The organism is Bacteroides sp. (assembly GCF_052357945.1).
Lineage (GTDB): Bacteria > Bacteroidota > Bacteroidia > Bacteroidales > Bacteroidaceae > Bacteroides.
In genome coordinates, this window is sequence record NZ_DAWCXD010000009.1 from 48,977 (window position 1) to 63,852 (window position 14,876).

The 14,876-nt window shown below is 49.6% G+C and carries 7 protein-coding genes and 1 pseudogene; all 8 read right to left on the minus strand.

Annotated elements, in window-relative coordinates:
- Positions 1-157 precede the first annotated feature (157 nt).
- The 8 genes and pseudogenes from ACT8YW_RS04095 to ACT8YW_RS04130 all read right to left on the minus strand — a co-directional run bounded on the left by ACT8YW_RS04095 (position 158) and on the right by ACT8YW_RS04130 (position 14,865).
- The gene (locus tag ACT8YW_RS04095) at positions 158-2,239 is read right to left on the minus strand and encodes a hypothetical protein (RefSeq protein ID WP_444104087.1); all 2,082 of its coding nucleotides are present in this window, start codon (positions 2,237-2,239) and stop codon (positions 158-160) included.
- 20 nt (positions 2,240-2,259) lie between these two features.
- Positions 2,260-3,696, minus strand: a pseudogene (locus ACT8YW_RS04100) (sensor histidine kinase); the annotation flags it as partial.
- Between the two features lie 73 nt (positions 3,697-3,769).
- Positions 3,770-4,990, minus strand: a complete 1,221-nt coding sequence (locus ACT8YW_RS04105; protein WP_444104088.1) for a glycoside hydrolase family 88 protein — start codon at positions 4,988-4,990, stop codon at positions 3,770-3,772.
- Positions 4,991-5,005: 15 nt separating this feature from the next.
- On the minus strand, positions 5,006-6,661 hold the full coding sequence (locus ACT8YW_RS04110) for a glycoside hydrolase family 43 protein (RefSeq protein WP_444104089.1): 1,656 nt from the start codon (positions 6,659-6,661) through the stop codon (positions 5,006-5,008).
- A gap of 11 nt (positions 6,662-6,672) precedes the next feature.
- Positions 6,673-8,952: a heparinase II/III domain-containing protein gene (locus ACT8YW_RS04115; RefSeq protein WP_444104090.1), complete on the minus strand. Its 2,280-nt coding sequence runs from the start codon at positions 8,950-8,952 to the stop codon at positions 6,673-6,675.
- Between the two features lie 33 nt (positions 8,953-8,985).
- A complete protein-coding gene (locus tag ACT8YW_RS04120; RefSeq protein WP_444104091.1) occupies positions 8,986-10,917 on the minus strand; it encodes a glycoside hydrolase family 127 protein in 1,932 nt (643 codons plus the stop codon).
- Between the two features lie 57 nt (positions 10,918-10,974).
- Entirely contained in the window at positions 10,975-13,440 is a 2,466-nt protein-coding gene (locus ACT8YW_RS04125) for a glycoside hydrolase family 95 protein (protein ID WP_444104092.1), read from the minus strand.
- 18 nt (positions 13,441-13,458) lie between these two features.
- Entirely contained in the window at positions 13,459-14,865 is a 1,407-nt protein-coding gene (locus ACT8YW_RS04130; RefSeq protein WP_444104093.1) for an alginate lyase family protein, read from the minus strand.
- Between the last annotated feature and the right edge of the window lie 11 nt (positions 14,866-14,876).

A 14,876-nucleotide genomic window follows, 5' to 3' on the forward strand; every position in this document is an offset into this window, starting at 1 on the left:
TTTTACCCTGTATCCATGTATCCACATCTATATCATCGTTATTCTTTTCCAGAACCAACATGTCTGTATACGATAAATTACTATTTCCATCTCTACATACAAAAAACAGTCGATTTCCAAACAGGCTTTGCACAAATTTACCATCATCAGCAGACCGTCACCCGGTTGCCGGAGAAAACAACTCGACATTATGCCCCTCTTCGTTTTGAACCGTGAGATACACTCCTTTCATGTGAACGTTTGATGTATTGTTATCGTTCATTCCATCCTCCCATCTGCCTAAAACCTTTCCGCTTCTTATCCTATAGGGAAGGTTCGGATTTGTTTCCCATTTTTCCGTTCCGGGTTTGATGATAAAGTTTATGGCTTTTTGATCAATGACAGTGAATCCGTAGGGAGATGGATCGTAGGGTGTCTTGCCTAAACCCTCGTTTTTCCACAAATAATTTTCATGTTGAACCTGTGTTGTTGCAAACTTTTCGGGATGTTGGATTCTAATCTTTCTATGATTAGCATAATTGTCAGTTTCGCTGTAAACCTCAAACGGTACAATCTTTCCTTCTCCATCATATAAAGTCTTATCAACAGCGGTAGCAATACCACCCAACAAAGCATTCTCATCGTTGGGACATATCGGGTCTTTGCGCCCAAACTGATAGAAAGGGATACGGATGCTCTTTGCAATGTTCGACTCCATCTGGTAGATGCGATACTCTTTTCCCGAATATTTGCCGCTGTTTGTCTGTTTGAAACGAACCCATATACTTCTGTGGGGATAATGATCGTATACACCTTCAACGGAGCCCAAGTCTTTGGACAATACTTCGTAACGCTCTCCTGTCAGTTCCTTATTGCCCAAGAAATATCTTCCGTGTGTGCCGATGTCGGTACACCAAATGTGCCAACTCCACACAACGACATCTCCGGCAGGATCGGGATTGGGAGCTGCGTCAGTCTTGTCAAAACTTCCTATGATAGCGATAATGGCATTAAACTGCTTCATTTGACTTGCTGCAAGATTTGCACCTACTTTAAACTTCAAATAAGCTTTCGCACTTCCTCCTCCCACATCCGTCAGGTTTTCGAACGTCAGATCGGTAATCATTCCCTGTTCGTCCTGCCATATCACCTTAGCATCTTTTATATGCACACTTGGCGTATATCCTGCCGGATAGCTGCTGGAATTATAGATACCGTGTGGACCCTTGTTTTTCCAGTACGAGTTGATGCCTCCGTCTCTCAATATCTCGCCGTCCGCCCCCCAAAGCTCGAAGTTAGTGAAATCCACAACCTCTCCGTTCTGCAAACCGTTTCCGTAAACGAGCGGCAGTTTATAGTATCCTTTGGCATCGACAATGTAGCAGTTGGCGGAGTTGGCACTCGGCATTTCTTCACGAGTAACAGGGTTGATGAGCGAAAGGTCAATGTAATTATCCTCACTACCTTTTATGCCATTGTATTGTATGATCTTGTCATGATTCTTTGTGTAGCGGATTTGACCAGCAACCGTAAAAGGCACAGATTCGGCAGTTGTCGATCCGTTTCCGCTTACGAATGTGGGATTGTCTCCGAATATCCGGGCCACGTTCCAGTCGGTAGTGGAACTTTCAAGGGTAACGTCAGTTCCATCATTATCATGATTTAAACGCTCGTATGTCGTTTGGAAGTCTTTCCACGAATACCACTGCTGTCTGTCGTAACTGAATTCCGCCGACCAAGGCTGGTCGATATCCTTGCTCTGGCTTCCTGCCGACTGCACCGAATAGCTTGTTACTTCGAAAGGAATCGTCCCACCTGAGTACAGTGTCGAGATATCCCCGTCCTCGCTGACAGTAACATCCTTCGAAAGGTTCACGTCAAAAACAAACTCCTCCTCAATCTCCGAAGTGGAAATCTTGTAGATGTAGGTTTTGCCTGCCTTCCATTCCGTACCCGCCAGTTCATGCGTAATCGTCCTTTCCCCATAGAAGCTGTCATCGAACACCACTTCGATGGCGGGGGATATGTTATCGCTGTTTTGGTACGTTGTCGGCAACACCATAAACGTTTGCTCCTCGGTCATCAGCGAATCTACCGGAACTTCCACACCGCCGTCGTCCAATTCCAATGTGAAGGTTTCGGAGTTATCAGCCATACTGCCGAAACTCCATTGGTCATTTCTACTCGTATAAGTTCCTTTACCCGGAATTCCTTTCAAGCTGGCACTCTTGAACGTGCCCTTGCGGATATCATCCGCCACAGTGAATTTCACCGCAGCGAGGAGATGCCGGAACCCGTATCGTGGACGGAAAAATGCAGCTCGCCCTTCCTGTACTCCGCCTCCAGCCGGATGCTTCCCTCTCTGGTAAACTTCACGGCATTCGAGAGCAGGTTGTTGATGATCTGCTGCAGATGGCCCTTGTCGCCGCTGACCACCACGTCCGTGCCGGAAAAGCCGGTGGAGAAACGCAGGTTCCGCTGTGCGAGCGGGGCGTAATTTTCCACCGTTTCCCTGAACAGGGATTCCAAGTGGAAGATACAGGCGTATAACTGCACCTGCCCCGTGTCGAGCAGGTAGAAGTCCATCAGGGTATTCACCAGCGAGAGCATGTATTGCGAGGTATGCCGGATATTCTCCACATATTTCGTTTGGCCCGGCCTGTCCTCTTCGCCCAGCAGCAGGTCGGCCGCTCCGCTTATCGTGGCCAGCGGGGAGCGAAGGTCGTGGGCGATGGTGAGCATCATGTCCTTCCTCGATTGCAGGAGCTCCGTGTTCTCATGGTTGGAGGCTTCCAGCTGACGCTGGTACCGGTTTATCCTATTCAGATCCCGGTGGATGATGAGATACAGGAGGACGGTCAGCGACGAGACGAGAACGGCCAGCAGGGAAACCGTATGGAACGAGCGGTCGCATGTGGAAATGAATTGCCTGTAACGCTCGTCAAGCCGTACTTCAGCATCCGCCTCAAAGTCCCTAACAATCCGGCGTAGCCTGTGGTTCAGGTCTGTGTTGTTGCCGTACAGGAGGTCCATCTGTTCCAGCAGCCTTTCCCGTTCGGTCTCCTGCATGTCGGTCACCTCCCTGTCAAGAGAATGCAACATGCTCGCAACAGATGCGGTACCCTGATGTTTATCACCGGACTGTCGCCGACGTTCCAGCTGTTCCTTCTATTGCAGATAGGCCGATTTTTTCCTTCCGGACCTGATGAATGACCAGAACCCCTTCTTCGGGGTTTCCTCCTCCTTCTTTTCCTCGGTCGGAAGGACATCCACCTGCCGGATACGGGACACAATTGCCGGAATCTTGCGGTTCACGATTTCGCCGGTCTTGCGCAGATGCCCGAATGTGTTCACGACCGTATCCAGTAACAGTTCCTTTCTTTCCAGCAGCAGACATAACGAATCTATGCGCGACTGTTGTCCGGGGGAATTCACATACCTTTTCAGTTCCTGCAGTGTGTTACAGACACTGTCCTTTTTTACTCGGTAGAGACCAAGGTCGCTTTCTTCCCAGATGCTGACCGTTTCACCGTAAGTGGACAGTTCCAGCAGACCTGCATATGTTTCTCCAGCCAAACGCCGGATACAGGCCAGTTCCTGTTCATCCTGTTGCAAGCTGTTCCGTCTCGTCTGTTCCCTGCGGAAGATATGAATGGTCAAGGCAAGCAGGAGAATCAAAACTGCGTAACCTGAGAATATTCTACATTTTAGCCACATCTATATTAAACAGAAAGGAGAAAAACTTTGTTTCAATAGTCATGTGAACGATACTTCGATAGGAATAATGACTTTAAAACAGCTGCTTATTTTCCTCTATTTTTCTTAATCTTAACAGCGCTTCTATATAATAATAGTCTGCATATATAATAGACGCATCTATCTCTGACTTAGCCGGCCAATGCCCGGTAGAATGAAGTAGGAAAGAAGGTTTGCTTTTGCGGCTTTGATATTTATCAGAGCTAAGATTTTTTAATGTTTCTAACGCGACTCTCCTATAATTCATTCCTTTATCGGATAGCAAATAAGTAGACAATTCCAATAAAGCGGATGCTACTACGGCTGCAGCCGATGCGTCACGCGGAGAATTCGATATATCAGAAACCCCAAAGTCCCAATAAGGAACATAATCAGCCGGAAGTCTTTCTATATAGACATCAGCAACTTTCTGCACAAAATCCAAATAGCGAGGGTCTTTTGTTTCCCTATATATCATGGTATATCCATAGATTCCCCATGCCTGCCCACGTGCCCACATCGAGTTGTCCGCATATCCTTGATGAGTACACCCTCGGATAAAATCTCCCGTCAGCGTGTCATAAACCGCTACATGATAAGAAGTATAGTCCGGACGGAACTGGTACTTCATGGTCTTGTCGGCATGGGAAACGGCAATATCTGCCAGATATGGATTACCACCATTCTTGGCTGCCCAAAACAACATTTCCAGATTCATCAGATTATCCATAATCGTATTATGCCCACCGAACATCGCCACATTGCGCGGCCATGAAAGGATGGTACCTACACGTGGATTGAACAAGGTGGCCAACGAATCGGCCGTGTCCAGAATCACCTGCTTGTACTCGGGATTATGGGTCAGCCTATAACCGTTCCCATAGCTGCAAAAAACCAAGAAGCCCAGGTCGTGGTCAAAAGCTGGTGTCTCAGACAGGAACTTCAGGGGCGCAGTGAACCTCTCGGCCTCTTCCTTTATCCTCTCATCGCCGGTGTACTCGTAGTCGTACCACAAGATACCGGGCCAGAAGCCGCTGCACCATTCCTCTTTCGTGGCTTTGCGGCAGTGCCAAGTGTTCAGGCTGTCCATGATGTTGCGCGGCATCATCGTGTAGTCGATGCTGCCGTTTTTCCCTTTCAGTTCCTCCAGGGTGCGGTGCACCTGAACATCGCAATAATCAAGAGCCTTTTCCGCATCAAATTCCTTTTCAGAAGAAGAGGAACAGGCAGAAAGCAGACACAGCCCTAAGCCTGCTAATAATATTTTCGTTTTCATCTGTTTTTATTTTTTTTATTTCTTTTCCATATGAAACCAATCGGCATCTACCCAGCCTCTGTCGCTACCGTAGGGAACCGTGCTAAACAAGCCGACTTTGGCACCAATCCACTTGCCTTGGCGTGCGGTAAACGGTTCACCAACCGATTGATATTTCTTCCCGTTTAAACTATAATAGAAATGGCAAATACCGCCCTTACCGACCTTTACACGCAGATAGATATCCCGTTCATAATTAGGTAATAGTCCGGCTTCGAACCTCCGGCTCATTGGCAGTTCTGCTAAACGAGTAGCGACCTCCTTGTTCTGCTGCTCGGCATCCTTGCAGACCACCTGTTTCAGCACAAACTTGTCGCCCTGTTTCTCCACTCCGATGTAGCAATAGTCCCAGCCCATCACAATCAGTCCGGATTGCTGTCCATCGGCTTTGGCCACCACTTTCAGTTTGGTTGTGACCGTAAACTCTTCCGCAGGGAATTTCTGTAACAACAAGTTCGGCACTTCCCAGAAGTTCACGAACTCATCGGACAGCACATGCCCATAGATGCGTATATAACCCAAGTCGGAAGTAAGGCCGAAAGAATCCTGATAGTTGGCATGCCATTCCCATTGCAGTCCCAGACTGCGCGAATTGAATTCATCGCTCTCTGCCGGTGTCTCTACCGGATAAGTCCTACCTACATTCGGTTTCCGGTACCGCGCCACCGGCTCTCCGCAGCCGTCACCGTCCTTGTCCTCGCCAATGACGGGCCAATCGTCGACCCATTTCATCGGATTCAAATGGACGACACGCCCGTACATTGCCTTGTCCTGAAAATGCACAAACCAGGATTCGCCCGCATTCGTCTCTACCCAGGCTCCCTGGTGCGGTCCGTTGATGTCCGTATTTCCTTGTGCCAACACTCTCTTCACTTCGTAAGGGCCATAGACATACTTTGAGCGAAGTGCCAGCTGCCAACCGCTGACCACTCCTCCGGCAGGAGCCAATATGTAGTAATACCCATTGCGTTTATAGAACTTGGGCCCCTCTACCGTATGGTTCACTCCGTCGTTGCCATCGAATACCAGCACCGGACTGCCAATGACTTTCGTTCCCTCCGGATTCATCTCGCATACCGTAACTACACTGTTAAACCCAGCACGACTTCCGGCCCAAGCATGAACCAGATAGACCTTCCCGTCTTCATCCCACAAAGGCGCAGGGTCTATCATGCCTTTTCCGGCCTTTACCAATACAGGCTTCTCCCATTCACCCAGCGGGTCTTTGGCCTTCACCATAAAAATACCGAAATCCGGGTCTCCCCAATAAATATAGAACTCACCGTTATGGTAACGGATGGAAGGAGCCCACACACCCTTCCCGTGTCGGGGTTTATTGTAGAATTCTTCCGGTTCGAGAACCTTCAGCGCATAGTTCACCAACTTCCAGTTTACCAAATCCTTGGAATGGAGAATGGGCAACCCCGGAGTACAATTGAAACTGGAAGCAGTCATATAGAAATCATCGTCCACCGCACATACATCCGGATCAGAATAGTCGGCGTGTAGAATCGGATTAGTATACGTTCCATCTTTCCTATCAGCTATCCAAACTTCCGAAAGAGACTGAGCATATCCCCATCCATAAATAATATTCACGAAGAACATTATTAAGCTTATCTTTTTTTTCATGTAAACCAATCTTATTTGTCTATTCTAACTTTCACCGAACGGTTTTTGTAAATAACCGGAACCGATTTCTTGTTTACCCGAACAGAGGCCGGTCGTTTGTCACTTCTGAAACTGGCATTCAGCCGGGATTGCCCCTCTATCAGCAGTTCCAACTGTTTGCCTTCGCTTTTTTGCATGACAAACAATTTGGAGAGCGAAGAGAAATAAGAGACCTTTTCCTGGCGCAACGAACTGCCGTAGGCAATGAAGAAATCCTTTGCATCGGCAGGGGATGTTCCTTCCTCGTAAGTCACGGCCAGCAGATAGGCATCCGTCGTCCAACCGTCTGCCTCTATCCATGAGTTGCTGTGCATCAGCCGCCCGTCTGCCAATTGGTTGATGTAGATATCCGTTACCTTACCATTATTGCGTACACGCAGTCCTATCCAGTCCTTACCTTCACGCCGTTCCATGTGCGGCAGTTCCTTGTCGGCAGGGCTATCCCTCAGGATGATGGCGGTCATTCCTTTCACTCTGTTCACCTCTCCCGGCAAATGGAAGGCATAATAATTCTCTTTGCCCTTCATTGTCTCCTCCGGAACTTCCACTATTTCCCAATAGAGGTCTTCCGGATAATCGTGTACGAAGTCGGACTTGGCGAGCATCTTGGGATAGAGCGGACGTACCACGACCGATGAGTTCCCGTTCGTAATATTCAAGTCATACCCCCTCTTCTTCGCCTCGCCTCCGGGATGCCACAGCCATTCAAAGTGACCGTTCTTGTGGGTTTTCAAATCGTCTATTACATAAATCACTTTGTCTATCCACAGGAAATGGCGGAAGTTGCGACTGAAATGGTCGGAATAAGGTCCTGTGCCGTCGGCAAGGATATATTTCATGTCGCCCGCATCCATCAGATAATGGAGATATCCCCGCAGCGGGGAGCCGTGGTATTGCTGCTCGCGCGGCTGTCCCTCTCCATTGAACAAGACCACATTGTGTGCCCGGCTTTGGAAAAAATAGTTCCGATACGCCGGAATAGGATATGAACAGTTGCCGGCATCTTTCAGGATGTCAACCCCCTTATGGAAAAGGATGAAAGAATTGGCATCGGCATGGGAGTGGTTCCAAGTATAGCCGGATTTCACAGCAAGCATCGTGGCATCTTTCTCCCACGAAGAACGCATAGTGGCCCAGCCGAAATCGGAAAACAGTTGGGCACGATCCAACCGGGGAACGGCGGGAGCTTTGTCCAGTTTCGGCGTATAAAGGAAACCCATGGGGCGATTCAGGAAATAGCCGTCACGATGCTGCCCCTGCTCAACCTGATTGAAATACCACAACATATTGTCGTTGCGTATCCCCATGGCATAAAGTAACATCAGGCTGCTCTCTGCAGCTATGTTCTTATGGCTGTCGCCGAAGTTGATGTCATAAAGCATGCCTGTGCGCGGATAGCATACGTGCATGAAGAAGTCCGGCAGCAGTTTGAGCTGGGGAATTTCCGGCAACGGGTGTCCAGGATTCATGTTGCTCCAGGCAAGTCGGAACTGTAAAGCTTCTTGTATGCCGAAATTGGCATAGTTCAAGCTTTCGTACATGCCTCCCGCGCGGTCGAATGTCCGGGGTTTATACTGGAGCACATCTCCCTCGAAGGCGAACCATTCCGGCAGGAGGTCGTTCACCAGCTCCGCCTGTCCGCGTGCTTCGGGAAGTTCGTTTTGAAGGCTCAGCGCCAGAATACCTCCCATACAGACGCATGAAGTCCACCAGTTATGTCCCATGGAGTTCAGCGAATGGATGCGGGTAGGTTCCAGCAACCAGTCGCCCAAACAAGGCTCCAGGGCAAGGCGTTCCAAGTTTCGGGCAATATCCTTCCTTTCAGCCGCAGACAAATCGTTATAAACGGCATCGTAGGCAATGGCGGAAAGGTAAGCCTTGTGAGCCAATCCCAAGTCCCCGCGCCACACGGGGATGCGTGCCAGCATCTCTTCGCTGCCCCAGGTCTCGTCTTTGATGACATGCAGCAGAATTTCCTTCAATTTGTCGGCATACTTCTTCTCACCGGTCATCAGGTATGCCAACGAGAGATATTCCGCGTCCTTCAGATTCCGCTTTTGCAATTTATTGTCGGCAGCTTCCTTCAGTTGTCTCCAAGCCTCTGCCATCTGCGGCTCTTCCGCTATCCGCTGCTTGACCAGCTCGATACGTTTTGGGGTGTAGAGTAACGACGGATGCTTCACTTTTTGTGCCCTGAGCGAGGGGCACAGAAGGCAAAACAATGCACATAGGAGTAATGCGTGTCCTTTCATAATCAATCTATCAAAGTCAGTAATCTTTTTTTCTCAATCAATTGCTTCCAAATCCCAGTAAACTACATAGCGTTGACGGTGTATGTCGTACAGCGGTCGGATGATGTCGCCCTGCGCAGTGGTGAATGTAAGGTCTTTCCCTACGCGCTTCACGGCACGCTCCGGATGTTTCACATCTATCGGCAAGCGGGTTTTCAAGGATGCCGGAACATGATAGTCATACGTATAATAGTCGTTATACAACTCCGGATTGGAGAATGGTGCCGGTGCTTGCATGCCTTCCGTTCCTCGTTCTCCGGCGAGAACAACCGGACCGTAGAGCAGCGTTCCCCGCTTCGGATTGTCCGGGGTGGTCTCAACATCGATGTGCATGGGGAAACGGGCGGTAATGCGGTCACCGTCTTTCCAACGGCGCATCAGATTAATATAAGAACCGGGCTTTTGCCGCACGGATATCTTCTTGCCATTGACGCGTATTTCCGCTTTGCCGCTCCACGATGGATAGCGCAAGGAAATGGTAGCCTGCACCGGACGCTCCGTTTCAACGGAGAAAACGGTCGTTTCTTCCGAGGGGAATTCCGTTTCCTGCTTTAAAACAATGCCCTTCTCCTTCCAACGAACCACGGAAGGTATGAATAGATTGACATAGATGCTTTGGTTATCCTTGTAATAAATGGCCTCCCCATACTTGGCGTGGCTCTCGAAACCGCTTCCCACACAGCACCAGAAGGATTTCTCCGGAGTGCTGTACACTTTATAGGCTCCCGACAGCATAGGCAGGAAGTAGCACACCATGCCCGACTGCGGATCCTGCTGTCCCAAAATGTGATTGTAGAGTGCCCGCTCATAATAATCCGCCACTTTCGCATCGCCCGTCCAGCAAAACAGATGACGGCTTAGTTTCAGCATATTATAAGTACAGCAAGTTTCTCCCGTATAACCGTTCAGAAACTTGGAAAACTGTTTCGAATCGAAGAAATGTTCCTTCTGACTGCTGCATCCCGGTGCGAAAGTGTGATGATTTATCATGGTGTGCCAGAAGAAATCGGTCAGCCAACGACTCTCTTCGCTTCCGGTCAGTTCATAATTGCGGGCTTCCGCCAACACTTTCGGTATGAAGGTATTGGTGTGCTTGGTGCCCAAATCGTCTTTCTGTTCTTTCAGCGGATCGATGACATCGTTGTGATAGAAATAGGTGGCAAGCCAGCGGTACTTTTCATCGCCGGTCAGGGCATACAGGTTGTAGAACGACTCATTGATGCCTCCGAACTCGTTGCGTATCATCCGGCGGCGCGTCTCTTCGCTTTGCGGTTTCAGTTTCCGGTAAGCCCAGTCGCCCATCTTCTTAACTATTTCCAATGCCTGTTCATTGTCGGCATAGAGGTATTGGTCTATCAGACCGGAAAACAGTTTGTGCTGCGTATACCACGGTGCCCATACGCCGGTTCCCCGTAGATTGCGGTTGATAAGTTCTTCGGGATAGGCACCGAGGTAGCCGTTGCCGAGGGCTTTCTGTACCTCGCTAAGTCCCGACACGATGCTGTCGCCTTTCAGCTTGAAAATCTCACTTCCGGTAGCGGCATACATCAGCCCATAAGCCGAAAGCAAATGACCGGTGGTATGTCCCCGCAGTTCGCAGTCCAGCGACTCCCAGCCGCCCAGTTTTTTCACGGTCATATAGCCGCCTTCCCGTCCGGCAAACACACCGGCGTTGGTACGGAAACTGTGCAGCAAGCGGTTCGTCTGGATAGAGACCATCCAAGCCGAGTCGCGCATCATGTTGTCCTTGAAACGGCTCGGCAGCAGCCGCACGTCTTTCAAATCGAAACTTTCCATTTTCATGGATGCGAGATCCGCCTTACGGAACTTTCCCTTGTGTTGTCCGGGATATACAGATTGGGCGGACAGACTTCCTGCTCCCAAAAGGCAGCCCAATGAGATGGCTGCAATCGTCTTATATTTCATATATTTATCTTTTAGCAAGTAACCATATTTAAAATACGGATAAAAGAAACATTACACTTAATTTCCTCTCCTGATGTTATACTCTCCACCAGCCTTAGTTGCAAGGTCGTACTCATAAACCTTGCGCAGAATGGGATACTGCGGAGTGAGGGCTTCCGATACTTGTGGCTGCTTGATTTCAGCACATTGATAGAACGGATTGGAGTTATCTCCCTGCGCCACTTCAGCACCTTCTATACGGAGTGGTACATACGAACGGATACGCAGGTTGCCACCTAAGCGTGAACGGATAGTTGCCGAGGACAACTGACCGTCTTTCCAGTCCATGTCTACCACAAAACCACCACGTGCCACCAGTCCCTGCACTTTCCCTACACTCCATGCATCGGGCAAAGCCGGCAACAGATGCACCGCTCCGTCATGACTCTGCAAGAGCATTTCGGCAAATCCGGCGGTATAACCGAAATTACCGTCTATCTGGAAGGGCGGATGTGCGGTGAACAGGTTCGGGTAGATGCGTCCATCCGGATACTCCTTTGCCATGCTGTCGTTCGGAAGCAGTTTGAACAGGTTCTTAATGATGCCAAAAGCGTGATTGCCATCCTGCAACCGAGCCCAAAGATTGATTTTCCAACCAATAGACCATCCGGTAGCCTCATCACCCCGTTGGATAAGAGTGTTCCTCACGGCCTGTAACAGTTCAGGATGACGGTAGGCGGAAATCTGATTGCTGGGATAAAGCCCATAGGCATGTGAGATGTGACGATGCTGGTCTTTTGGATTATCCACATCCTCCAACCATTCCTGCAATTGGTTATACCTACCTATGCGCATAGGGGCAAGACGGGCAAGGACGGCATTCAATGAATCCTGATACGTCGTGGATTCACCCAGTAAGTGGGCAGCTTGCAACGTATTGTTCAGCACATCAAACACTATCTGGTTATCCATGGTGCAACCTGCTGTGATGGTCGTACTCTTCAGCTTGTCCTCCCCATCCGGGCCATGTTCAGGCGACATGGATGGAGCACTGACCAAATAGCCGTATTTCGGATGTTCCACTAAGAAATCGAGGAAGAAATCGGCGGCACCTTTCATCACGGGATACATATCTTTTAGGAAATCCCTATTCCCCGTGTAGAGATAGTGCTGCCACAAATGGGTAGTCAGCCAAGCACCTCCGTTGGGCCACGTGCCAAAGAACGCATTGTCCACAGGGCCAGTTGCCCGCCAGATGTCGGTATTGTGGTGCGCCACCCAGCCACGGCATCCGTACATGTCGCGTGCGGTAGCCCTGCCCGTCACCGAAAGTTCCTTTATCATGTCGAACAGCGGATAGTGTGTCTCGCTCAGGTTGGTTACTTCCGCCGGCCAGTAGTTCATCTCGGTATTGATGTTGATAGTGAACTTGCCATCCCATGGGGCAAGCAGCCTGTCGTTCCATATTCCTTGCAGATTGGCTGGTTGCCCACCCGGCTGTGAGGAAGAAATGAGCAAGTAACGCCCGTATTGGAAAAGTAATGCTGCCAAAGAAGAGTCTTTCCCTTCTTGGAAATGTCGTACACGCTCCACCGTTGCTAACGGTTGTAACGGTTCTTCGCCCAATTCAAGCTTCACCCGGTCGAACTGGCGACGGTAATAGGCGATATGCTGCGCCAAAGCTTCGTCATACGGCTGCTTCATCGCTGCGGTAAGCAACTTTCCGGCACGCTTTCCTGCATTGCCGTTTACATGGCAGTAGTCTGTAAAGTTGGTAGCTGCCGACACATACACCGTGGCAGACGTGGCATCCTTCACATGGATAAGTTCATTGGTGACAGTCGTTTTTCCTCCTTCCGCCACCACTTGCGCCTGCGTTTCCATGCGGATGGCGGCTTTTACGCCTTCATGGTCTGTCGCACGACCTGAAAGCCTCAACGTCTTCCCCTGCCTCGACACTTTATGATGAGGTAAGGGCGACCGATATCCAATCTTGAAATTCAGCTTGCCCGGCACATCAGCCGTCAGGCGCACCACAATCACCTTGTCCGTGAAAGAAGCAAACACTTCGCGCCGATAGGTCACTCCACCCACTTTGTAACGGACGGTGACGACTGCCCGCTCCAAATCCAGTTCGCGGTGGTACTCCGATGCCGCCTCGTGTCCGTCGTTCTCTATCAACAGGCTGCCGATGGTCTGGTAAGGCATGCCATTCTTGCCGGTATAGAACGTTTTCTGAACGAGACGCTCCGCCTCTTTCGCCTTTCCTGCGAATATCAGCTCACGGATTTCGGGAAGTACACCCAACGCATGCGGATTATTATTGTTATAAGGTCCACCTCCCCAAAAAGTGTCTTCGTTCAGCTGTAGTTCTTCTATGCCAGTTCCACCATAGACCATGGCACCCATACGTGAATTGCCGATGGGCAATGCTTCCGTCCAAGCCCGTGCGGGACTTGTGTACCACAGTTTCAAGTCCTTCGCACGGAGATGAAGCGCAGTCAGCAGAATAAAGAAGGTGATATAGACAAATTTGCCTTTCATAATCACTTGCCTGTTTTTCTATTCACGATAAAGCATCAGCGTACCCCAAGCCAGCTGGTCGAACGTGCCACCTCTGGACGTGTAGCGTGTTCCGTCAGGTCCACATTCAGGACGGAGCTTGTCGGCAAACATCTTGCAATACTTATATCCGCTGCCCTGTCCTTTTTCCTTAGCATAGTGCATATAGAGTATTTCCCATCCCGGACGTATTTCGCCACGACCGTTCTTTACCTCCTCGCTCAGGTTGACCACACTCTGCACCACTCCGTGACTCTTATCCGGGCAACTGCAATTAATGCAATACTTATATTCCTCGAAAGGCATATCACCAGCATTGACCAGCCACGAGCCTGCCTTGTTCTTGTCATCGTCTCCACTACGCAAGTTGCAGAGTGCCACATATTCAGCCATTTTCAGCACGGCATTATCGTGGGCGGCAAAGAAGTCCAGTTCAGGAACAGACTTATTCCCTTTATAAAGGGTATAGGCTATTTGGCAAAGATTTGCCGTCACCATGGTAGACATCATGGAGTGTCCTTGGTCACGTCCGCTTTCCTGATTTTGGAAAAGAGTCTCTCCACTGCCTAATGGGTCGGCATGATTGCCCCTTGCCAACTTCTTGATACAGCCATTGCCACCTCCGTCATAGAAATAGTTTACCACATAGTTCACCATCTCGTCATTCTCAGTCAGAATGCCGATGGACAGATAAGAACACATGTTCACCAGATCCCAGTTGGACCAATAGTGGTCTTCGCACATCATATATTGGCGTGACCAATGTAAATCCATAAATTGTCGGTTCTTCTCGGCAAAGTTTTTCACTATCCAGTTCTTGAACGCCTGCTTGTCGCTCTCTCCCCAGCCAGTGTATGTCTGCATGATTTCAGCGGCATTGGCAAAGGTATATCCCTGAATGCCGGCTGTCAGCATTTGGTTGGCGTTCCCGTTGGGGTCGAATCCTTCACACTCATCTGCCCAAGCGTTCAGTATGCGGACAGAGGCATCTGCATATCGTGTGTCACCTGTCAGCTTCCAGAGCATAGCTGTCTGGTAGGCAGCAGCAGCATCTTCGTCAGCATCGTCATTGACATCGGCGGACGTACCACGCTTCATCAGCCTCACTGGATTGGGAGTGTAGTCGATCACGCCATACTTGCTTGCCTTCAATGCCTCGAATGCCGTTTTCACGACCTGTGGAGCGGTGCCGTCGGCCAGCATGTTCCTTACACGGGCAAAGTCATCATCATTGTACATGGCGCACGGATGATTGTAAGTATATTTGGCTGTCACATCCTCCCACTTTCCCGTGTTATCAGGCAGTGTCAAATCTACCTCACCGAACTTATTTTCCTGACAGGAAAGCAGCGTGGCAGCGGTGAAAATCACCCCTGCGATTGCTATCTTATTTATATTAAAAATCATGGTTATTATTG